18 protein-coding genes are annotated in these 22,533 nt (G+C 54.6%); 15 read left to right on the top strand and 3 right to left on the bottom strand.

Annotated elements, in window-relative coordinates; all coding sequences use genetic code 11:
- Nucleotides 1-116: 116 nt before the first annotated feature.
- The 6 genes from DC28_RS12250 (at nt 117) to DC28_RS12225 (ending at nt 6,577) form a co-directional block, all read left to right on the top strand.
- Nucleotides 117-1,442 (top strand): PhoH family protein, encoded by a 1,326-nt coding sequence (locus tag DC28_RS12250; RefSeq protein ID WP_156104676.1) that lies wholly within the window; start codon nt 117-119, stop codon nt 1,440-1,442.
- Nucleotides 1,443-1,567: 125 nt separating this feature from the next.
- A complete protein-coding gene (locus DC28_RS12245; RefSeq protein WP_037549030.1) occupies nt 1,568-1,774 on the top strand; it encodes a hypothetical protein in 207 nt (68 codons plus the stop codon).
- A 332-nt stretch (nt 1,775-2,106) separates the two neighbouring features.
- Nucleotides 2,107-4,401, top strand: a complete 2,295-nt coding sequence (locus DC28_RS12240; protein ID WP_037549028.1) for a polysaccharide deacetylase family protein — start codon at nt 2,107-2,109, stop codon at nt 4,399-4,401.
- A 153-nt stretch (nt 4,402-4,554) separates the two neighbouring features.
- Entirely contained in the window at nt 4,555-4,980 is a 426-nt protein-coding gene (fliS, locus tag DC28_RS12235; protein WP_156104675.1) for a flagellar export chaperone FliS, read from the top strand.
- A gap of 19 nt (nt 4,981-4,999) precedes the next feature.
- Nucleotides 5,000-5,458, top strand: a complete 459-nt coding sequence (locus DC28_RS16555; protein ID WP_037549026.1) for a hypothetical protein — start codon at nt 5,000-5,002, stop codon at nt 5,456-5,458.
- A gap of 99 nt (nt 5,459-5,557) precedes the next feature.
- The gene (locus DC28_RS12225) at nt 5,558-6,577 is read left to right on the top strand and encodes an oxidoreductase (protein ID WP_037549024.1); all 1,020 of its coding nucleotides are present in this window, start codon (nt 5,558-5,560) and stop codon (nt 6,575-6,577) included.
- Between the two features lie 80 nt (nt 6,578-6,657).
- Here the strand turns inward: DC28_RS12225 and DC28_RS12220 are convergent, their stop codons facing one another.
- The gene (locus DC28_RS12220; RefSeq protein WP_052078851.1) at nt 6,658-7,743 is read right to left on the bottom strand and encodes a mechanosensitive ion channel family protein; all 1,086 of its coding nucleotides are present in this window, start codon (nt 7,741-7,743) and stop codon (nt 6,658-6,660) included.
- 53 nt (nt 7,744-7,796) lie between these two features.
- Between DC28_RS12220 and polA the strand changes: the two genes are divergently transcribed.
- From polA to DC28_RS15800, 3 genes are read left to right on the top strand one after another with little or no spacing between them, the layout of a single operon-like run.
- Nucleotides 7,797-10,790: a DNA polymerase I gene (gene polA, locus DC28_RS12215; RefSeq protein ID WP_037549022.1), complete on the top strand. Its 2,994-nt coding sequence runs from the start codon at nt 7,797-7,799 to the stop codon at nt 10,788-10,790.
- Nucleotides 10,787-11,527: a dephospho-CoA kinase gene (gene coaE, locus DC28_RS12210; RefSeq protein ID WP_162180236.1), complete on the top strand. Its 741-nt coding sequence runs from the start codon at nt 10,787-10,789 to the stop codon at nt 11,525-11,527. The genes polA and coaE overlap by 4 nt, the downstream gene beginning before the upstream one ends.
- The gene (locus tag DC28_RS15800; RefSeq protein WP_052078850.1) at nt 11,506-12,411 is read left to right on the top strand and encodes an SPOR domain-containing protein; all 906 of its coding nucleotides are present in this window, start codon (nt 11,506-11,508) and stop codon (nt 12,409-12,411) included. Before coaE ends, DC28_RS15800 begins: the two co-directional genes overlap by 22 nt.
- Nucleotides 12,412-12,414: 3 nt before the next feature.
- Here the strand turns inward: DC28_RS15800 and DC28_RS12200 are convergent, their stop codons facing one another.
- Nucleotides 12,415-14,658, bottom strand: a complete 2,244-nt coding sequence (locus DC28_RS12200) for an LTA synthase family protein (RefSeq protein ID WP_037549017.1) — start codon at nt 14,656-14,658, stop codon at nt 12,415-12,417.
- Nucleotides 14,659-14,811: 153 nt separating this feature from the next.
- Here DC28_RS12200 and DC28_RS12195 point away from each other — a divergent pair, with 153 nt between their 5' ends.
- The 3 genes from DC28_RS12195 to DC28_RS12185 all read left to right on the top strand — a co-directional run bounded on the left by DC28_RS12195 (nt 14,812) and on the right by DC28_RS12185 (nt 17,830).
- A complete protein-coding gene (locus tag DC28_RS12195; protein ID WP_052078849.1) occupies nt 14,812-16,056 on the top strand; it encodes a metal ABC transporter substrate-binding protein in 1,245 nt (414 codons plus the stop codon).
- 31 nt (nt 16,057-16,087) lie between these two features.
- Entirely contained in the window at nt 16,088-16,897 is an 810-nt protein-coding gene (locus DC28_RS12190) for a metal ABC transporter ATP-binding protein (protein WP_081942181.1), read from the top strand.
- A gap of 66 nt (nt 16,898-16,963) precedes the next feature.
- Nucleotides 16,964-17,830, top strand: a complete 867-nt coding sequence (locus DC28_RS12185; RefSeq protein ID WP_202962975.1) for a metal ABC transporter permease — start codon at nt 16,964-16,966, stop codon at nt 17,828-17,830.
- Between the two features lie 70 nt (nt 17,831-17,900).
- Here the strand turns inward: DC28_RS12185 and DC28_RS12180 are convergent, their stop codons facing one another.
- On the bottom strand, nt 17,901-19,739 hold the full coding sequence (locus DC28_RS12180) for an ATP-binding cassette domain-containing protein (protein WP_037549014.1): 1,839 nt from the start codon (nt 19,737-19,739) through the stop codon (nt 17,901-17,903).
- A 162-nt stretch (nt 19,740-19,901) separates the two neighbouring features.
- Here DC28_RS12180 and DC28_RS12175 point away from each other — a divergent pair, with 162 nt between their 5' ends.
- The 3 genes from DC28_RS12175 (at nt 19,902) to DC28_RS12165 (ending at nt 22,480) form a co-directional block, all read left to right on the top strand.
- Nucleotides 19,902-20,630, top strand: coding sequence for a TetR/AcrR family transcriptional regulator (locus tag DC28_RS12175; protein WP_037549012.1), 729 nt, complete (start codon nt 19,902-19,904; stop codon nt 20,628-20,630).
- A 37-nt stretch (nt 20,631-20,667) separates the two neighbouring features.
- On the top strand, nt 20,668-21,534 hold the full coding sequence (locus DC28_RS12170; RefSeq protein WP_037549010.1) for a hypothetical protein: 867 nt from the start codon (nt 20,668-20,670) through the stop codon (nt 21,532-21,534).
- A gap of 109 nt (nt 21,535-21,643) precedes the next feature.
- Nucleotides 21,644-22,480 (top strand): TspO/MBR family protein, encoded by an 837-nt coding sequence (locus DC28_RS12165; protein WP_052078847.1) that lies wholly within the window; start codon nt 21,644-21,646, stop codon nt 22,478-22,480.
- Nucleotides 22,481-22,533: the final 53 nt, after the last annotated feature.

Genomic DNA, 22,533 nt, shown 5'->3' with positions numbered 1-22,533 from the left:
TTGCTTCAAGGGTGGGGGGAGGTTTGTAAAAAGTTACAGGGTTTTGCGCACTCTACTCTCATTTGCGTGGTCCCTTAGCCTGGGCTATACTAACAGTACAACACCAGGAGGGCAGCATGACAAATTCAACCAGCGACCAGCAGAACCAGATTAAGAGTTTCGTTATCGACACCAATGTTCTCATTCACCGGCCGGATGCCATCCTCAGCTTCAAGGAAAACGAGGTGGTAATTCCTCTCTGGGTTCTGGAGGAGCTGGACCGGTTAAAAACCTTCTCGGACGAGAAGGGGCGAAATGCCCGGCATGCTATTCGGTTTTTAGACTCTGCCAGTCGGTCAGGCAGGCTTTCTGAAGGGGTCAAGCTGGAGAATGGGACCATTCTGCGGGTGGTGATGAGCCATGGTGATTCCATGCCCCGGGGCTTCCTGGAGGATAAGACGGACAATAAAATCATCCTTGCCGCCTACGAACTCCAGCAGCAGGGCCGCCAGGTATTTTTCGTATCCAAGGATATCAATGCCCGGGTAAAGGCCACTGCCCTGGGGATCAAAGCGGTGGATTACGAGAAACAGAAGGTCAATTTTTCCAAGCTCTATGCCGGGTACAGCCACCTGGATGTAAGCGAGGATACCCTCCGGACCCTGGAGGAGGAGGGGTTCATTCCCTGGAACGATAACCCGACCCCTAATTTCTACTTTGTATTGTCTACCAAGAATCAGCCGAACGATACCTTTTTAGCACGCTACCATGCCGACCGGGGCGGATTGGTCTACGTGGACTACAAGATGCCCGCGGTGGCGGGAATCCGGCCGCTTAACGATGAACAGCGCATAGCCTTCGATCTGCTGATGGATGATGATATTCAGCTGGTGAGTCTGGTAGGGAAGGCGGGAACTGGAAAGACCCTGCTCGCCATGGCGGCGGGGCTCGCTCTGACCCTGGAGCGGAAAAACTATACCCGGGTGCTGGTGAGCCGCCCGGTTATTCCCATGGGCAAGGATATCGGGTATCTACCCGGGGCTAAGAACGAAAAACTGAGCCATTGGATGCAACCCCTCTTCGATAACCTCGAGTTTATACTTTCGGTATACCATAAACAGAACATAAAGAGTGTGGATCACCTGATCCAGAACCGCACCATTGAGCTGGAGGCCCTGTCTTACATCCGGGGGAGGAGCCTTCCGAACCAGTTTATTGTCATAGACGAGGCCCAGAATCTCAGCCCCCACGAGATTAAAACCATTGTCAGCAGGGCAGGAGAGGGATCAAAGGTTGTATTAACCGGTGATCCCTACCAGATTGACAGCCCCTATTTGGATGCCAACTCCAACGGTCTTTCCTACCTGGCCGAGGCCTTTAAGGCTCAGAAGATTGCCGGCCATGTGACCCTGGAGAAGAGCGAACGGTCTGCTCTGGCGGAACTCGCGGCGGAGCTGCTCTAGGGCCGTTGGCAAGTGGTTGATGGCCGTGGACTTGGGGCGGGCATCAGAATCACCATAAAAAGCTGCTCCAGGGACTGGTGAAACGGCGCCAAGAGGCCGATACTGTAAGAACCAGGGAGGTTTCTATGAAAGAACTCGAAGAAATAGTTGATGCCTCGCTTGAGCGTATTCAGCAGGTTCGGGGTGAGGCCCGGCTGGACCGGTTGGATCGCCTGTCTGCCGAGCTGGACGAGTTAGAAGCATTCCTGGACCGCTTTTTAGCCCAGAGGGAGGCGAGCCCGGGTATTCCCTGTGAAAGTCCTCAATCCATTCCGGAAACCTGCCGAGACTAGGGGAGAGGGGCTACCGGTGTGCCGGTGACGCCGTCATAGGCGATGTTATGACGGCGCTCCGGAAGACCTAACCTCCAAAGACCTATGAAAATCGGGGTGCCAAGTTGAAACGAATACGCCAAGAGCCAATTCCAACCGGGAGTTCTTTTGCGAGCTCTTTTTTGATTTCTCCTAAGAATGGGCATGACCATATTCGACCGAGAGGGAGGAAACCAGGGGTTTCAACTGGTTCGGTTTTTAGATCGGCGGGGAGGGTCTGCTTCGGCGGGGGTGGTTCCGCTTTAAAGGCTGTTCTCCTTGCGGCGTTCTTCTTGATCCCGGCGCTTCCTGGTATGGCTCAGGCAGAATTCAGCAGCCTTCGGATAAATGATGAAAATCAGGTGGTGTTTACAGCCCAGGCTGAGGCGCCATCCTTCAACCGCTACAGTACGGGGTTTCTTTCAAAACCAACTGAAAAGACCCTGGAGCAGCTCAGTTTTTTCCCTGAGGAGCTTCTCTTGCTCCCGAATTCCCAGTCCCTGCAGATTCAGAACCGGTTTGGGTTGTTCAGGACGGGGAGTGATTTTACCGGCACCCAACCGGTGGAGCGCTCGGGTTCCTTTATCCAGGGCGGGGAGATTCAAATCGGGAAGATTGATCCCATGATAGCCAGCCCCGACGGGTTATGGATTGCCTATGTAAAACCTACCAGTCCGGCCTTCGGTAATCTGGTGCTCCTGAACCTGGAAACCCAAAAAGAGACGGTGATTTCCAACCGGGTTGAGCGTGACTTGAACCATCCCGAGGTTGTATGGTCTCCGAAGTCGGATTTTTTCGTGTATCACAAGGGCAATTCGCTCTTTTACCTCTCCATTGAACAGCATAATCAGAACCGGATGCTCAGCGAGTCCTACCGGAGGATCGGTGCCGGACAGATGAGTAATATCCGGTGGGGCCGGGGGAACGAGCTTTACTATATTACCGGGAGTCTGGTGTACCAAATTCTTGGTGTGGAATTTTTCACCCGAAGTCTGTACCAGGAATTTCTCAAGATCGGACGGATCGTTGGAAAGATTCCCTTCAGCTTCGACCCGAGTTTTGACCGCTTTTGGATCAGTCCCGATGGTAGCCAGATCCTGCTGGATAAGGGCGGCCGGAATATCTACTTGTATTTTCTCCAGAATAATGACTACACCTCCACGGGTTCAACTATTGAGCTTCCCTACCTCTACCTGCCTAGAAACAGCAGGGTTGACCAGGTGATTTGGTCCTCCGCCGGGGTAATTACCCTGTTAACCAAGGGCATCGCCCAGGGCAGCATATCCACGAGTTTATACACCCTGGATGTATCCCAGCCCCGGGATAGTTACAGTTTTGAGGGATTGACTGACCAGGGGGTTCGGAGCATCCAGCTCAGCCCTCAGGAGGATACCGCAGCGGTGGTGTATGCCGACAGGGTTGAGCTAAAGTCCTACCCGGCATGGGAAACCCAGCACCGGATCAGTCATCCCGATCCGCTAAAGACCTTATTTGTGACCAATTCACAGCTGATTATTGCCGGCAGCCGCATTACCGAATTGGTAAATCCGGCAGCTGGTACGAGCAGAGTTCTATTTCTAAGCCAGATAGCCAGGATCGGGTTCGGCTCCAGGGGAGAGGGCATCCGCGCCCTTGGGCCCGATGGACGAGCCTGGGAATGGGATGGGGAGACCCAGACCTGGATAGCCTTAAATTCTGAGGAAGCTGGTACCCAAGCAGCGAGTCTGGATGCGGCGGAACAGGCGTTCCTGGCGGAGCCCCAGGTCGCCTCGGATTCGTACCGGGTATACCTGGAGCAGCAGGCGTCAGGGCGATACCGCAATATGATTATGCTGCGCAATGTTGCTTCTGTGGGTACTGTTCCTCTCTTTAATCCGCCTAAAACCCGGTTCGAGGCCTTTCCCGATAGGGACGAGCCCCGGAGCCCGGAGATTTTCCAGCACGGCTCACGCATACGGCGCAGGGAACTGTCGTTAGTGTTTAATGCGGTTGATTCGGTAGAAGGGTTGGCCGTTATTCTTAATACCCTGGCTGAATACGGCCTACGCGGGACATTCTTTTTAAATGGTGAGTTTATGGAACGGCATCCCGGAGCGGTTCGGGAGATCGCGGATTCGGGCCATGAGATTGGTTCCCTATTTTCGATCTATTTTGATATGTCCGATTCTCGGTACCAGATAACTGAACAGTTCATTAAGCAAGGCTTAGCCAGGAATGAGGATACCTTCTTCGAGATAACTGGCCGGGAGTTGAGTCTGCTATGGCACGCCCCGTACTATGTGACCAACCCTACCATCCTGAAGGCAGGCCAGGCCATGAACTACCAGTATGTCGGCCGGGATGTTGACAGTCTGGACTGGGTGCCCAAGCGGGATGAGACCGGTATTTCCCGGTTATACTATCCTAGTGCAGAATTAGTAGAATCGGTATTGTCACGGAAAAAACCCGGTTCTATACTGTCTCTGCGGGTGGGAAAACCCGGAGACGATAGACCGGATGGCGGTCGGGATGATTATCTGTTTAACAAGCTCGACATCCTGCTTAACAACATTCTTGAGGCCGGTTACTCCGTCGTACCGGTATCGACGTTAATAGATAATGCACAGTAGGAACCGAGGTAAGAATGGTGCGCCGAAGGTTGTAACCTATGCCAGACCTAGCGGCACAATCCAGGAACCAATCCAGGGTTAGCGACCCAGGCGGGAATAGCTTCAACCGTTTGCGCACTAGTTGAGGTAAGAATAGGAAAGGAAGGAAAGGGTATGGCAATGACGAATTATCAAGCCGCTGCGTACAAACAGGTTCGGGTGAAGACTGCCGGTCCGGGTCAGATTGTGATAATGCTGTACGATGAGACAATTCGTCAGCTGAAGATTGCCGTTGAATTATTGGAAACGGGTTCGAAACAGCTGGACAAGGTTAATAACGCAATCTTAAAGGCCCGGGATATAATTACCGAGCTGATGGTCTCCCTGGATATGGAGCAGGGGGGCGATTTCGCCCAGGGAATGTTCAGCCTGTATGTTTGGTTCAATGAGCAGCTTCTTGAGGCGAATATCCAGAAGGATCCGAAACCGGTACAGGTTGTGGTAAACCATCTTACCGAGATACGGGAAGCCTGGGCGCAGATTGCCGGAAAGGTAGATGTGAAACCCCAGGAACGACCCGGGGTAAGCATTCGGGGGTAGGCTGAAACGAGGAGGAACCATGACCTTGACGGATAGACAGATTGATCAGCGTATTGCCCTGTTGAAGCGTTTCCGCAAGATGCTGGAACAGCAGCGCGAAAAATTCTCCCAGTATTTAGGCGTGTTGGATCAGCAAGAGGCTGCTGTTCAAACCGGAGATACCGAGAAGGTAGCCCAGCATGCCATGATTGAGCAGGAAATACTCCGGGATATCCTATCCCTGCAAAAGGTTATTGATCCCCTTCAGGATATGTATCATCAAGCCTTCCCCGGGGGGGATGAGCAGATACACCAGCTTCAGAACGGGCTTGAGCGCCTACGGGATCAAGTTCTCCAACGAAATGAGGAGACCAGAGCCTTTCTTCACAGGAAAAAACAAGAACTTCAAGAAAGAATCGCTTCCCTGACCATTCCCAAGACCAAGCGGTCGGTGTATGCAGCCCAGTCGACGCCAAACCTCATAGATATTTCCCTCTAGGTTCGAAAAAAATCTTCCGAGCAAGGTTATTGCAAACATCATTTGCCATTGTCATCCGCGAGAATGGAAAAAAGGAACTACTTTTGAAGAGGAGTACACATGCCCACCTTGTTTGAACCAGTTTCACTTGGAACCATGAAATTACGGAACCGCGTTATTATGGCCCCCATGTGTATGTATTCCTGTCCTGAAAAGGACGGAAAAGCCGGGGATTTTCATGTGATGCACTATGCAGCTCGGTCATACGGCGGTGTTGGTCTCGTCCTTCTTGAGGCAACGGGGGTTCATCCCCAGGGCCGGATATCCGAGGAGGATTTAGGACTCTGGCAGGAAGATCAGATTCCCGGACTTCAACGGGTTGTCCGGGCAATCCATGCAGGCGGTGCCAAGGCAGGCATTCAGCTAGGCCATGCTGGACGGAAAAGTCGGGCCACTCCTGACCCGGTTGCACCGAGCGCCCTCGCATTTAACGCTTCCTACCCACAACCCAGGGAGCTCAGTCCCGGAGAGATTGAGCAGATTGCCGGAGATTTCGGTTCTGCAGCGCGCAGAGCGGTGGAAGCCGGGTTTGATTGTGTGGAGATTCACGGTGCCCATGGCTACCTCATTAGCGAATTCTTATCCCCTCTATGCAATCGTCGCCACGATGATTACGGCAGAGATAGGCTGCTATTCCTGGAACGGGTACTGGATAACGTCCGCAGATCGGTGCCCGAGGGCTTTCCCCTTATCCTGCGGATCAGTGCCGAGGATTACGCCCCGGGGGGAAACAACCCAGAGACCCTTGGAGAGCTTCTTGGGCAGGGGATCTTAGACCGCTACGGGATTTCTGCCCTCCATGTGTCCAGCGGCGGTGTTGTAGACAGCTCCATTCAACCCTACCCCGGTTATCAAATTCCCATGGCAGAAACGATTCAGGAATGCACCGGCGCGCCGGTTATTGCCGGTGGACTGATCCAGAGTCCTGAACACGCTGAATCTATTGTGGCCCAGGGCCGCGGTGAATTTATATTTCTCGGCAGGGCCCTGCTTCGGGACCCCCATTGGTGTTTGAGGGCTGCCCACGAACTCGGAGCCGAGATACCCTGGCCTACTCCATACCGGCGTGGTCGGTTCTAGTCGAACGTCTTCGGTAAAAACCGGTAAGCCGCGCCGGAGATTACTGAGCCATCCGGGTGATGAATGAACTCAGTGTGCTGTCACTGGCGGGATTGTTCATCCTGGCGTGCATCAATTCTCTCCTGAAGAAGCGATTGTTGTTTTGATTTGGTCTTTAGTTTCTCATCAATTTTTTGGCGTTCATCGGGAGATTCTGCCTGCTTTTTTTTCTCCTTCAAGGCTTCAATGTTCTTGTCGAGTTCCTGGTAGTCTTCCTTGAGCTCCTCTAAATCCGCGGCTTCCTCGGCCTTATCAAAGGTTTTTTCTTCTATGGACTCTTCCTTTTTCTGGGGTGATTCAACTGTCTTTTCCTTCCTGGAGGTATCCTGGGGAAGAATTCGGGTATGTTCCTCCTGGAGCCGTCTGGTGACGAAGCTCGGAGATACAATCTCGATACCACGATTGTGCAAGGAATCAAGCATAGCCTTTTTCAGGTCGGATTTTGCAGTCAGAATCCGGGTATAGTCCTCTAAAAAACCGTATACCCGGTATACCACCGCATGGTCCAAAAGCTCTTCAACATACACAAAACGTTCCTTGAGCCCGCATGATTGGGCAGCATGCTTCAGGGCCTCTTCTACCGTCAGATGATGGCAATCGTACCCCAATGATACCGGTGCGGAGATAAAGCTCCCCTCCTTATTCACTACCCGGAGGCTGTTCTGTATCAGGTAGAGGTTGGGTAGATTGATAACATCTCTGGTGATTATCTGGATCTGGGTGGTAAATAACCCCTGCTGGAAGACTCGGCCCCGGGTCTGTTCTACCTCGATAAAATCACCGGGCCGGAAGGACCGGGAAAGACGCAACATAATTCCCGCCATAGCGTTTCCCATTAGGTTAGTGGAGGAGAGCGCTATTACCGCGCTTACCAGTATACCCAACAGGCTCAGAATCTGACCTCGGGCTTCGCTGCTAACCGGAAGGACCAAAACGGCTATAAAAAAACCCAGAAGAACCATGGCTCCAGTAATTACCTGCCGGCTATAAGGACTGATCTGTTTTTTCCTGCCAATCCGCCGGGTTACCAGAATAAGAACCATGGTGAGCAGAGCGGTGATGAGCAATCCGAGGTAGGGAAGCAGGGCTCGGCCGATTCCGCCTAAACTGTTTATGATCGAGTTCATGACCTAAGTATGATTCACTGTACCCCCGGAAGGCAACGTGGTATTCTTTTTTTATGAAACCTCTGTATATCCTTGACGGCTATGGAATAATTTTCCGGTCATATTTTGCTTTTATTCGGGCCCCCCGGCGTGCGCCGGATGGGAAGAATGTTTCAGCAGTGTTCGGCTTTTTTCGGACTCTCCTGAGTCTCATGAAGGAATACCAACCGGAATACTTTGTGGTGGCCCTCGACTCCAGGACTCCCACCTTTAGGGATGAGATGTATTCCGATTACAAACAGAACCGGGATGAGACTCCCCAAGATCTGAAGGATCAGTTTCCCGTGATAGAGCAGGCTATTTCAGCTTTTGGACTGCCCCATATCCGGGTTGACGGCTTTGAGGCTGATGATCTGATGGCTACCCTGGCACGTCAAGCCCGGGAGGAACATCGGAGTTGCTATATCATCTCCAGCGATAAGGATCTCATGCAGCTCGTCCAAGGAGAGGTGCAGATGCTCAGGCCTACCACCAAGGACGGTCTGATCACCATGGACCGCCAGGGTGTGTACGATGAGAAGGGCGTATGGCCCGAGCAGATCATTGATTTTCTCTCGCTTGTCGGCGATACCGCAGACAATGTTCCCGGAGTAAAGGGAATCGGAGAAAAAACCGCAGCCAAACTCCTCGGAGAATATGAAACCCTGGACGGGATTTATCAGGCCCTGGACAGGGGCGATATTTCCGCCAAGGGAACTGCAGCTAAGCTTCAGGAAGGCAGAGATGCTGCCTACCTTTCGAAGAAGCTCGTTATCCTGGCCGATGCGGTGGGACTCCCGGAGGACGCCGGAGATTTCCATTTGGGGAGGCTGAACGCCGGGGCCCTGGCAGAGCTCCTACTGCCCCTGGGGATGCGTAGTCTGTTGAAGGACATCGGCGTTGTAACAGGCCAGGATCTATCCAATTTCGAACAGAGCTTTTCTCAGGAAGGGGGGCAGGGAGTTCTGGGGGGTTCTGTTCAGGGTGATGGAAACCCTTCGGCGACAGAGGTCTTTGCCCAGGCAAAGGCGGATCATCCCGGGGTTAGCTCCGCCGATCCGGGAAATCCGGCAAAAGATACAAAGCCGTCCGAACCCGAGGGCGGGGAATCTTCGGCCGGCGGCCCTGACGAAGAGAGCGCCTGGAATCCCGACTGGATTGCCCCTGCAGATGTTCCCGGTGGGATAGATAGCCCTGAAATCCAAAGCCTTGCACGGGACCTGGCAGGCAGGGAATCCTCCTATGAATTACTGACCGAGCTTTCGGAACTGGATCGTTGGATTGAACTGCTGCGTCAGGCGGGAGAGTTTGCCTTTGATTGTGAAACCACAGGGTTGGACAGTCTTCAAGCAGAACCCCTGGGATTCAGTTTTTCCCACGAGCCTGGGAAGGCCTGTTATATTCCCCTGGAGGGCCCCCAGGGCACTGTCCTGCCCCCGGAAGAGGTCCGTTCTCGACTGAAGACCTTGTTAGAGGATCCGGCGATGCGGATCGTGGGACAAAACATAAAATACGACATGAAGGTTCTGGATCGCTGGGGGATTCGGTTTACCCCATACTTCGACACCATGGTGGCTGCCTGGGTTCTTGAGAGTGCCAGTAACCGCTTCAATATGGACGATCTTGCACAACAGTATTTTGGGTACACGACCATTCACTATAAAGATCTCCTTGAGTCCGCAGGACTAAAGAAGGATACCCCCTTTTCTCAGGTGCCCCTGGATCAGGCTAGTACCTATGCAGCCGAGGATGCTGATATTACCCTCCGTCTTTTCCGGCTCTTCAAGCGGCTCCTAGAGCTGCGGCATTTGGACCATTTGTTCTTCTCCCTTGAAATGCCCCTGCTGCCCATCCTATCCCGGATGGAACAGGAGGGGATCGGCTTGGATGTCCAGGCTCTGCAGAATTTTAGCCAGGAACTGGGTAACCGATTGGAGGATATCCAGGGTGAAATTTTCGAATTGGTTGGGCATGAGTTTAATATTAATTCCACAAAACAACTGCAGACCGTCCTTTTCGAAGAGCGGAAACTCCAGCCGATCAAAAAAACAAAAACAGGGTACAGTACCGATACCTCAGTGTTGGAAGAACTCGCCCAGGAAGACCCTGTGCCCCAGCGGATTTTACAGTACCGGGGTCTCACCAAGCTGAAAAGTACCTACGTGGATACCCTGCCTCAGCTCATTCACCCCGAATCCGGCCGGATTCACACCCACTTTCTCCAACACGGCACGGCTACAGGACGCATCTCCAGCAAGGATCCGAATCTTCAAAACATACCCATAAAAGACGAGGAAGGCCGGAAAATCCGCCAGGCGTTTGTCGCCAAACCCGGGCACATCTTTGTGTCCGCCGACTATAGCCAGATCGAATTGGTGGTCCTGGCCCATATGGCCAAGGACCCGGGATTAATCCAGGCGTTTACAGAGGGTGTGGATGTGCACCGGGCCACGGGATCACTCATTTTTGGCGTACCCGCAGACCAGGTTAGCCTGGACCAGCGGCGAATAGCAAAGACCATCAATTTCGGCGTGATGTACGGCATGAGCGCCTTCCGACTGAGCCGGGAACTAGGCATACCTCGGAAGGAGGCAGATCATTTTATTAAAACCTATTTCAAGACCTATCGGGGCATTAGCAGGTTCATCCAAGATCAGTCGGATCTGGCCCGGCACTACGGGGGTGTGTTCACCCTTTCAGGTCGGTTCCGGCGTATTCCTGAGATCCGCAGCAAGAATAAGGCCGAGCTGGCCGGGGCAGAGCGGATCGCTGTGAATACCCCCATCCAGGGCAGTGCAGCTGACATAGTCAAAACCGCCATGCTGAAGGTAGAGAGGAATTTGAAGGACCGGGGCCTCAAGAGCCGCCTTATCCTCCAGGTTCATGATGAGTTAATCCTTGAGTGTCCCCGAGATGAGGAACAGGCCGTACGGGATATGCTGCTTCAAACCATGCCGAAGGCCCTGGCCCTGGATGTCCCTCTCCAGGTCTCGGTGGAAAGCGGAACCAGGTGGGGGGATATGCATTGAGCTCCTTCGCTCGGATACATCAGCGGTTGGTAGAAGAAAACAGACGTTTTGTTGTGGGTATAACCGGAGGCTACTGTGCCGGAAAATCCCGGCTGGCCCAGTGGATCGTGCAGGAGGGGGCCCGTACCCAAGGTACCCGAGGGAGCAGTCAGGCCGAGTCGTCCGGGCAAGGGGGAGTTTCTGAGGAACCGATTCTGCATATTGAGGTAGATCATCTTGGGCATCAGGCCCTGGAACAGCAGGCCTCCAGGGTTGAGGCTGCCCTGAGGGGGTACTTGGACCCAAATAACCAGGGACAGCTGTTGGACCCCCGGGGCGGTATAAACCGACGGGCTCTGGGTGGCCTGGTGTTTTCGAATCCCCAGGCCCTGGCAACCCTGGAATCCATAACTCATCCGGCCATGGTGGAGCTGGCCAGGAAACAGATTTCCGACTATCCAGGCGGGTTAGTCCTGCTGAATGCGGCCATCCTATTTAAAATGAACCTAGAATCGCTCTGTGATACCGTTGTATGGGTGGATGCACCGCTTTTGGTTCGTTTTTTCCGGGCTCTGGAACGTGATAACCTGGGAATCAGGCAGACATGGCAAAGATTTATGACCCAGGGCAGAATGAAATCTCAACTTCCCCGGGAACAGGCCGATATTATATGTGTATCGAATTGGGGAGGGACGGGAGGACTCCGAAGGGCGGGAAGAACCCTGGCAAAAACACTATGGAACAGAATCGAAGCTTAATAATAATACTTTCGGTCACCTTTATTCTGATTGTCTTCTTCGGCATCGGATTGTGGCTTTTCTATCCCCAGCGGGACGGTGCTCAGCAGATCGCCTCTACCGATACCCTGGTGGAGTACCTTCGTGGGGGTAGCGGGGATCAGGGTGATTTGAATGAGGATACTCTCCAGAACGGTACCTCCAGTTCGGTTAATCTCCAGGAACAAGACCCCCAGGGGATGACCGGTCCGGAAGACCAAGCCGCGGATACCACAGAAGCCGGTTCTGCCCAAGAACCCTCCCTGGTCACCAAGGGCGGTGAATTTGAAATTATCTACGGGGTTCGGCCCCAGGCCTCCGCAACCGCCGGCTCTGAGGCAGGCCGGGAACCAACCCCGTCCACCCGGACCGGGCTGGAGACAGACGCATTAGAATCCCCTAGAAGCCCAGCCCAGCAGCAAGGAACGACCCCGGCACCTGCCCAGCGCAGCCCCGCCAGGGAACTGGGCGCAAGCTCCCAGGAAAGCCAGGGTGCAACCTCCACCGCCAGAACCTCGAGCCGACAATCCTCCTCCGCAGCGCCCGCAGCAGGGACCGCCGAATCCCGGCAGGTCTCAGATTCCGGGAAGGGTCAGGACACGGGCCAACAGCGGGCTCAGCTGACCGAGTACTGGATACAGGTGATTAGTTCGCCCAGCCGCGACCGGGTTGAACAGGTGTATGAGGAATTGAAGTCCCATGGCCTTGGCGGAAGAATCACCACCAAGCTTATCGACACTACTACCTACTATCGACTGCGTTTCGGACCCTACTCAGCGAAACCCGAAGCCGAAAAGTTCCTGGCCTGGATACGGGCGATACCCGAATTCAGCGAGAGCTATATCTCCCTGGAGTACCGCCAGTAGGGCTCATGGACCGATCCCATAACCGCCTAACCGAACAGCCCGGGTTGTGCCCAAGACCGCCCTCATCCGGGAGATCTGGGCTACCCGAATCTCCTGGGAGGGGCGTAGATTCCTTCGCTGTATCGCCAGCAGCTCGGAGCTGAGAAACACCGTTTCCCGGGGATTCCCATCCACCAAAACGGTGCTGAACTCCGTGAATCCCTCTCCCCGAATGTAGACGGTGTCGTCATCCATGCCGGTATTCCTGATCCTGATCCTGCCAAGCCCCATCCGGAAGTTTCCTGAATTTCTGGAATATCCGGCAGGCTCTCTGGGAGAAATTACTTCTCCAGCCGGGGCTGTGTTCATGGAGGTTAGCCCGAGAGGGCTTTCCTGGCCCGGAAACCCGCCGGCTCTAGGTACCGGCCCGGGATTACCATCGGGACCGGTTTGCCCCCTGGGGGTGCTCCGGGCTGCCGGAGTACTCCAGGTCGGTTGAGCGTGCCCGTTGAGCAGGGAGTATCCCACCAGTTGCAGGGTGGGGAAGAGCTCTTCGTGACCGGCATACCGGTGATGGATTCTGGGAACGATACCGAGGCGCAGCCCTCCATAGCCCAAGGCACGGGCCCCAAGCTCGTAGGCTGCCAGGGTCGGGTGTTTCAGCCCGTTCCGGCTGTCCATCGGGTCGGAACGGGGATCCCCAGGATCCGAATCTTCAGGCAGGCTGTTTGGGTGGGGCATTTGCTCCCGGGACACCAGGTCAGGGTGATTCGACCAAATGATGTACTCGGTGTGATGGTCATTTCCGTCGGTCAGGTGGGCATCGGTAATCCCCATCCCCGGCAGGTGATCCCCATAGAGAACCAGGATAACCGGATTAGGACGGTTCTCCAGGGCCCGGGTGAGCCGGCTGATGAACCCGTCAATATCCCGCAGTTCGTTCACAAAATACTCAAAACCGTCCCGGGACAGGTCTTCGGGAAACCGGGTAACGGAAATTCCCCCAGCCGGGGACTGCCAGGGCTCGGGATACTTTCCGTGGGCCTGGACGGAAACCCCGAAAATAAAATCAGGCCCGGAACTATGGTCCAGGATATCCATGATTTCCGGGAACAGGCTCTCATCCCTGGCCCAATCATGCTCGTTGAAGCTGAGATTCTGCATGTACTCCATGGATATAAAGCCGTCAAAGCCAAGATGTTCGTAGACCACATTGCGATCGTAAAAATTACCCGTATGGTTGTGCAGGGCATAGGAGGTGTAACCCACCCCTGCCAGGTCCGCGGCGAGGCTCGGCAGGCTGCGATCTCGAAGGGTGGAGTTATAGGGATACTCTCCCGGAGCGAAGAGACTCAAGGGAAGGCCGGTAAGCACCTCAAACTCGGTATTCACCGTCCCACCGCCTATCACCGGGACAGAAAGGTAGCCCGACGGGAAGTCTGCCATCAGTTTTCGGAAGGTGGGGATGGGATCTTCCGAGAACTCGGCCCCCTTGATCCGCTGGGGTACAAAAAAACTCTCCAGTTGAAGGAAGATGATATCCGGTTTTTCCGAGGGGATTCTAGGGGGTGTGGAATGGGATATCTCTTCTAATACTCGCCACACGGCCTCTTCGGAGTAGTCCTGGGGTCTGTCTATTCCCCGCTGGATGAGATTTTGAGAGAATCCCAGAACAAAGCCCTGTTCGCGGTAGAGGTCGCTCACTGATTCCTCTCCGTCCCGGGTGATCTGGGATGCTTCTATGCCCCGGGATCCTCCGGCAATAACAAACACGCCGCCCACCGCCGCTGCAACAAGTATCCGCAGATAGGGAACCGGAATGTTTCTGCTGCGCCTGAAGGCAAATCCCAGGGCTATGAGAATTCCTCCCACGGTGATCCCCAGGAGCGCAATATGAAGGGGCGTGTAATAGACCAGGGCAATGTCGAAGGTCGTGCGCAGTAGGAGAAAATCGGTGGCTAACAACGGACTGGAGCGTAGAGCCAGTAGAATCCCGTTTACAATTCCGAGGCTTGCCCATAGTACCGTAATGACCGAAAGCACAAAGACCCGCTTGGAAAACAGCAGTCCTATAGACATGGTGAGAAAAATGATTCCGACATTTATGAAAAAGATCAGGGGTTTTTCCACCATGCTGGACAACCCACCCAGCCACGATTGCTGATTAATGCACTCAATGAAGAGGGTGAGGAACAATGACAGACCAAAACTGATCCGGATGGGCCGATGGTGGATCCATGATACTAGGGCTAAGCTTACTCGATTCATATTGGAAGGAACTATAGCAAACTTCTGCTATAATCTCCAGATTTCCCTGGAATAAGGCCAGGACCGTAAGAATAGCAAACATGCTGTTGACTAACTACCGGGAACCGGCTAAGGTAATACAAAATAATACCAACACAAAGGGGTGACCATACCATGATACATATCAACCGACGTAAACGACTGCACCGGGACAACACAGAAACCCGGAGGTCCTATTCTTCTACGAGTAGAAAGACCGGGCAGACGGCCCGGGACGCTTGGGCAGGGAAGGGGATCTGCATTGTCCGCGGATTTTTAACGGTTATGCTCCTGTTCCTGGTAAGTCAGGGACTTCTCTGGGCTGGAAGCCAAGGGGAATCTCCCTCTCACGCCCAGGAAACCGGGACGGCCAGTCACCCAGAACCGGGGCAGCTGAATCCGGACTCGTTAGATGAATTGTTATCCCGGTTGGATGTTATTTCCGGCTCGGCCAAGGATCTTCCTGTACAGAATACCAGGCTCTCGGTGGTCGCCAGTACTACCATCCTGGGAGATGTGGTACGCCAGGTAGCGGGTGAGGCCGCGGATGTCCACGTGATTATGCCTTTGGGGCAGAATCCCCATAGCTACGAGCCTACGCCCCGGGAGCTGGCCCGGATCAGCAACGCCCATGTGGTGTTTGTCAACGGATTTGGGTTGGAAGAACAGCTGGAAACGCTTATCCAGGGGGTCACCCCGGGGCCGGTCGTTTCTGTCTCCTCCTGGATTAACGCTTTGGAGACCGAGGATGACCACGACCGCGAGGATGACGGAGAGCACCAAGGAGAAGAGAACGACCACGAGGATACACCGGACCAGGACGCAGATGATCATCACGGGGTGGATCCCCATGTGTGGTTCAGCCCGAGAAATGTGATGTCCTGGGTTGATGTCATTCGAGAGGTGCTGATAGCTGCTGATCCAGCCCGGGCCCAGCAATATAGGAATAACGCCCGGATCTACCGGGAGAAGCTGGCTGCCCTGGATCAGGAAATACTAAATGCGATAGAGGGAATCCCCCGGGAACGCCGGTTGCTGGTGACGGGGCATGATCTATTCGGGTATTTTGCCCGGGATTATGGATTCCAGGTTGTGGGAGCCATTATTCCCTCGGTGAGCGACCAGGCTGAACCCAGTCCGCGGCTGCTTTCGGAGCTGGTCCATCTCCTGGAGGATTCCCAGGTCCCCGCAATTTTCGTGGGCGGGACTGAGAGCCAGGCACTTCAAAATCTTGCCCAAGCCCTCTCCAAGGAAACCCAGGGTACGGTGCGGGTAATGCCGACCCTTACCGGATCGCTTTCGCCCCCAGGGCAACCCGGAGACAGCTATCTCTCCTACGTACGGTACAATATCGCACAAATTGTCCAGGGATTACGGTAACAGAGTGGGAATTTCCCGGTATACTACCCCTATGAAGGCTCATCGGACACCCAGGTTTCCCCTTAAATACGGGGGGAACTGCCGGATTGCCCTAGACGGGACAAGTCCGGCGCTTCAAATCCGAAACCTCTCCTTTACCTATCCCCAGGGTGATTCCCCGGTGCTCCAGGATGTGAATCTGGACATCCAGCCCGGGGAGCGTATCGCCCTGGTTGGCCCGAACGGGGCCGGGAAAAGTACCCTGCTAAAGCTCATTGTGGGACTTGAGGCCCTGCAAACCGGGAGCATCCTGGTCTATGGCAGCCCGGCGCGGATATGTAGGCACCGGGTGTCCATTGTGCCTCAGCGGCAGAGTGTGGACTGGCGGTTCCCGGTTACGGTGCGTCAGGCGGTGCTCATGGGCCGGTATGTTCACCTCGGATGGTTTAAAAATCCTACCAAGGACGATTATCTGGCTGTGGACCGGGCCTTGGAACAGATGAAAATTACATCTCTGGCCCACCGCCAGGTTGGGGAGCTGTCAGGGGGCCAACAGCAGCGGGTGATGCTCGCCCGCACCCTCGCCCACGATGCAGAACTCCTGTTACTGGACGAACCCCTGAACCATGTGGACATTAAAACCCAGGAACTGATCTTTCACACCCTGGAAGCCCTGTCTACCCAGGGGAAAACAGCTATAGTCAGCACCCACGATCTCGGGATCTTGAGCGTCCATTTCTCCCGGGCCCTATTCGTCGACCGGGCGATCATTGCCGATGGTCCCATCGAGGAGGTCTTGACCCCCCAGACTATCGCCCGGGCATACGGCTTTGAATTCCATCAGGAGGATCCCCGGTTATGAGATCCCTCCCCCTATGCTCGATCATCGGTGCGGCGACCGTCTGCGGCCATAGAAAGGAGCTATCCATTGACCTCTGACCCGGGTGTGGTATCCCAAATTTGGCAGTGGCTCGCTGAGCCCTTTCTGTTCTCCTTCGTGGCCCGGGGGCTTGGCGCTGGAATCCTGGCTGCCCTGGCCTGCGCGGTACTCAGTGCCTTTGTGGTGTGGCGGGGCATGGCCTTCATGGGTGATGCCGTAGCCCATGCGGTGCTTCCAGGTATCGTCCTGGCGTATGCCCTGGGGATTAGTCTCTTCTGGGGAGCCTTGGGTGCTGCCCTGCTGGCGGTGGTGGGCATAGGCGTACTGTCCCGGGATGGCCGCTTAAAGGAGGATACCGCCATCGGCGTCCTATTTTCCGGCTTCTTCGCCCTGGGTATAATCATGCTCAGCCGGGTCACCGCCGGTCAGGATCTGAGCCATATACTTTTTGGGAACATTCTGGGGGTTTCTCAGGGTGATTTGATTGCCATGGCCATCGTAGTGGTGCTGGTGGTAACCGCCGTTGCGGCCTTTTTCAAGGAGATCCTGGTAACAAGCTTCGATCCGGCCCATGCGGTGGCCATCGGACTATCACCCTCCCTCATTCGCTACGGGCTTCTTCTCCTGGTTGCCCTTACCACGGTAGTAGCCATCCAGACGGTCGGGGTTGTGCTCGTTTTGGCCCTCCTGGTAACCCCGGGAGCAGCGGCAAGTCTGTTATCCAAGGGGCTGGGCCGGATCATCGCCCTCTCCGTGGGGTTCGCCTTGGCAGCCACCGTTGTCGGGTTTTACGCTAGTTACTATGCCGATATCCCTTCAGGTGCTTCGGTGGTGGTGGTGTTGAGTCTAGAATTTCTCCTGGCTTTTCTTATCTCCATCCTCCGGAACAGGGGGCGGAAGAGGAAGATGGAGTAGATCGTGCGCTAAAGGTTGTAACCTTCGGTGCTGACGCCCCTAGCTGTGGTGTATCCCTGGGGGCGATGTACTAGTCGCCTCCACGTTCCTCGAGGAACTGCCAACGATCATACCGGCGTTCTAAGTCAGCCTGGAGGGTTTCTAACCGGGCGGTTGCCTGAGCGACCTCGTCACCCTCACGACGGTAAAACTCCGGGTCGGCCATCACCTGGTGAAGCTGGTGAATTTCCTGCTCAAGGGCGGCGATGGTTTCGGGTAGAGAGGCAAGTTCCTGTTGTTCTTTGTAACTACGTTTCGTTTTTCTATCCCGGGGGCGGGTATCGCCTGGGGATTTTTTCTCCTTGGTACGGGCGGCATTCTCTCCCGGGTCATCGGCCTTGTACTGTGCTCTCCAGTCTGAGTAGCCCCCCACATACTCCTCCACGGTTGAGTCCGGAGTAAAGACAAGACAATCGGTAACGATATTGTCCAGAAACTCTCGGTCATGGCTTACCAGGAGTATGGTACCCTGGTATTCACTAAGCAGATCCTCAAGGAGATCCAGGGTTTCCATATCCAAATCGTTGGTTGGCTCATCCAAAACCAGCAGGTTTGAGGGCTGGGTGAAGAGCTTTGCTAACATCAAGCGGTTCTGTTCTCCGCCGGAGAGAATGTTCACCGGGCTCTTCGCCCGATCCGGATCAAACAGAAAATCCTGCAGATAGGCATTGATATGCCGGGATCTGCCCCCTACCACAACGCTGTCATCCCCGCCGCTGAGGTTCTCCAAAAGGGTTTTCTCGGGGTTGATTAGGGATCTCATTTGATCAAAATACAGGGGCCGGAGATTCGTTCCGAGTCGGATGGAACCGGTATCGGGTTTGAGCTTCCCTAGGATGAGTTGTATCAGGGTGGTTTTGCCGCAACCATTGGGGCCGACAATGCCCACCCGGTCCCCCCGCATGATGGTCGTGCTGAGGTTTTCAATCACCGGAGTCTCCCCAGAACCCTGTTCCGAGTATGCAAAGGAGACGGCGGTTAGTTCGGCCACCAAATCACCCGAAACCTCCGCTTCTTGGGCTTTCATGGATACCTGGCCAATCCGGTTCCGTCTCAATCTGTATCGTTCCCGCATCGCCATGAGGGCCCGGACCCGGCCCTCATCCCGGGTTCGCCTGGCTTTAACCCCCCGGCGTAACCATGCCTCTTCTGCGGCCAGGCGTTTATCGAATTTTGCTCGCTGTTGTTCTTCCGTTTCCAATAAGGCCTGTTTGCGGCTGAGAAATTCATCGTATCCGCAGTCGAAGCTGAAGAGCTGACCGCGGTCAATCTCTGCAACCCTGGTTGCCACCGTCTTCGCAAAGGCTCGATCGTGGGTGATCAGGATAAGGGTTGGTACCTGTTTTCGAAGGTATTCCTCCAACCAGAGGACTGAGTTGATATCCAAGTGGTTTGTAGGTTCATCCAGGAGGAGAATATCGGGTTTTTTGGCGAGTATCCGGGCTGTCATTGCGCGTCTTCTGCCGCCTCCGGAAAGGGTTCGGTACTCAGCCTCGGGGTTCACCCCCAGCTGGGTCAGGAACCTTCGGCTCTCGACCTCCGACTCGGAGGAGATTCCGGACGGGCTGCCGGGTTCTTTCCCCTGATCCGGTACTTCCTCAGAGGAAAGACAGAACTCCAGACATGTTCCCGTAAAACCCTCGTCAATTTCCTGGCCTAACAGTCCGATGACCCTGTCTCGGCTCCTCGCTACCAGCCCGCTATCCGGTTCCAGCAGTCCGGCCATGAGTTTGAGTAGGGTGGACTTTCCGGTCCCGTTACGCCCGAGAAGGCAGAGTCTGTCACCCTCCTCTATATGCAGGGTTATCCCGTCGAACAGGGCTTCGTCTCCGAACCGTAGTACCACATCTTTTACACTGATTACTGCCACAGAGCCTCCGGGCTGACTATACCGGATTTCCCATACCGGGGAAACCTCCCGGTGTTGACAAAGCCGGATACCCGTTGTAGATTACCACTGGTAATTACCAGTGGTAATGATATTGGAACGAAACAATGAGCTCAAGGCTATCGTCCTGTATTTGGGGGCTGTATGACAAAGAAGACAAGACCGGGTACCGCTCGGGAAGATTTTGTAGCTGCCGTGCTTACTCTGATTGATAACGGCCTAGGATTTCGGGATTTGAATCTCCGCAGGGTAGCGCGCCAGGTGGGATGTGCCCATACGAATGCCTATAACTACTTTGCTTCCTGGGAGGAGCTGCTTTGGTTCAGTCTCAAGGGAGCTATGGAGGGCCTCTTATGTGCTGCGGGTCTCCCGCAAAACCCTGGGTCCCTATCTAACCCGGAGCTACTGAACCATATCCGTTCCTTCCCGGGCCCCGGAGAGAAGGGGAGTCTCTTCGAGGTATATGTGGACTTTGCCTACCGCCATCCCGGATGGTACCGACTTATCTGGCTTGATCCCATGGGAGGAGAGCCGCCAGAGGAGATTTTACCCCTGCTTCATGCCCCAAGCCGGCTTTTCGGCTGGTGGCTGGAACACTGGATGACTCCCCCTTATTCGGTAGGAACCTCTGATATGTCGGGGGACGAACACCCGCAGCATCCACAACCCCTGGCAGTCGAATCACCTAAACCGGAACCTGCAGAAGGGCTTCCACCATGGGTACTAGAGCGGGGGCGGATACTCCATGGGTACATGCATGGGGAATTAGCCAATATGGTTACCGGCCGGAGCCCGGAATTAACCAGCCCGGGAATGTCCCGGATCCTGATAGCGAGAATCATGGACCTGTATACCAGGTTAAATACAAAATAGAAGCGGGCACTATACCAAGGTGCCCCAGGAGGATGACATGAGGAACTATAGAACAATGAGCATTCTTACCCTGGCTATTGCCATCGGGGCTGTCTGCGCCGCGGCCGTGGGTATTTGGGCCCCGGGAGGCGAGGGGGAATTCATCCATGAGAGTATCCGGGGGGAGCAGATTCGTATCTCCGGCACCGGGTTGTATCAGCACATGTCCTGGGATGTGGCGGTCCAGGGTATTGCCCAGGATTATGTTACCGTCTTTTTCGCGGTTCCGGCTCTGTTGTTGGGATTGGTATGGACCCGGCGGGGCGGGATGGTGTCCCGTCTCGTACTGACCGGGACATTGGGGTACTTTTTTGTTACCTATCTCTTTTATCTCTGCATGGGCATGTACAACTATCTCTTTTTGCTCTATGTAGCCCTGGCGGGAATGTCGTTTTTAGCGCTGCTGATGAACTTGCTGGAATTCGACCTGCATCGGCTTCAAGAGGTGATCCATCGTGGAATACCGGTCCGGTTTCCAGGCGTCTTTTTAGTCATAAACGGCATTAATATCGCCTTGTTGTGGCTCATGGCCATTCTTCCCCCCCTACTCGACGGTACAGTGTATCCCGAGGGATTGGATCACTACACAACCATGATTGTTCAGGGATTGGACCTGGCCCTGTTGCTGCCCCTCTCTATTATCTGCGGTGTCATGCTCCAAAAAAAGCGGCCTCTGGGCCTACTAGGAGGGGCGGTGTATCTGGTGTTTCTGGTATTTTTGATGAGCGCTCTGACTGCTAAGCTGGTGGGAATGAGCATAGTCGGGGCTCCGGTGATGCCGGCCATCATCCTGATACCCCTGACCCTGCTGGTAGATATCTCCGCTGCTGTGTGGCTGCTTCGCGGTGTGGGCAGGCAAGCCTAGGCTGGTACGCATAAGCCACGATTAGGGGGCCGATGGAAAACTCGTGCCTCCTTCTGGGGAATATAGTACTATTGAAGTAGTGGAAAACGGAAAATCCAAGGAGGCATACATGGCCGAACAACAGACATCTCGAGCGCTCTTATCTGCCCGAATCTGGGCATTCCTGGCGGGGATATCAACCATTCTAATGATAACCATTAATGTGTTGGCCAACGCCCTGCCCCTGAACGATCTTAATACCGGTGAGCTATCGGACAGACTACCGAATCTCTTCGTTCCCGCGGGAATAACCTTCTCTATATGGGGGTTGATTTACATCCTACTCATCGGATTTTCGGTGTTTGCCCTCCTGCGTCCGGAAAAAACAGCAGTCATCACCCCGCTGTACACCCTCACGTCCCTACTCAATATTGCATGGATTTTTTCTTGGCATTGGCTGCAAATCGGGTTGTCTCTGGTCGTTATGGTAGGGTTGTTAGCTTCGCTGATTCTCATTTACCGTAGGCTCCACCCCGAACCGAACAGCGCCATCAGGGTACGGGTGTCTGCACCGGAATTTTGGTTAGTATCCCTGCCGTTTTCTGTTTATCTGGGCTGGATTACTGTTGCAACGGTGGCGAATATCACCGGTTGGCTGGTATCCCTGGGCGTAACCGGGGGGTCCTTTGCTCCCCTCATTACCATAGTGGTAATTGCAGCGGTGTTGGGTATTGGATTGATCTCGGTTCTTCGCCAAGGTGACTGGGGCTATTCCCTGGTATTGATTTGGGCGCTCTCGGGGATAGTCATCAAACGTCTTTCCCAGGTCCCCGGCAATCCAGAGGTTGGCTATGCTGCTGGTCTTGCCGCCCTGGTCATCTTGGGAGGAATGCTCGTAAAAACCCTCCGTATGAGGAATGCCCATGACAAGGTCCGGGCCGGCGAATCCACCCCTGGGGATGAATGACGATCCTAGTGCGCAAAAGGTTGTAACGTTTGACCCCGGAGACACCACCCATG

It is taken from the genome of Spirochaeta lutea, from assembly GCF_000758165.1.
Taxonomy (GTDB): domain Bacteria; phylum Spirochaetota; class Spirochaetia; order DSM-27196; family Salinispiraceae; genus Spirochaeta_D; species Spirochaeta_D lutea.
This window is presented reverse-complemented; position numbering and strand designations above follow the sequence as displayed.